The sequence below is a fragment of the Erwinia sp. PME.40.26/001 genome (assembly GCF_055556675.1).
This window is the reverse complement of sequence record NZ_JBVHNP010000285.1, coordinates 1-256: the sequence shown is the minus strand read 5'-3', so window position 1 is coordinate 256 and position 256 is coordinate 1. Positions and strand designations below refer to the sequence as shown.

The window sequence follows — 256 nt, the reverse complement described above, 5'->3', positions numbered from 1 at the left end:
CAGCCACAAGGGCAGCTACGGCGACGTCATCGTGGTGGGCGGTGCGCGCGGCATGGCCGGTGCGCCGGTGCTGGCGGCGCGCACCGCCGCCTTCGGCGGGGCTGGACGGGTCTATGTGGCCTTCGTCGACGATGGCCCGGCCTACGACGACAAGCATCCCGAACTGATGTTCCGCCTGGCCGACCGTGTCGAATTCGGCGCCAGCGCGGCGCTGGTGATCGGACCCGGCCTGGGTACCTCGCGCCATGCGCATGAC

Annotated in this window: 1 protein-coding gene; it reads left to right on the top strand. The window is 71.5% G+C overall.

The annotated features are described in order from the left end of the window. On the top strand, window positions 1–256 hold a 256-nt coding region (locus ACZ3HG_RS24205), incomplete at both ends, for an NAD(P)H-hydrate dehydratase (RefSeq protein WP_465334993.1).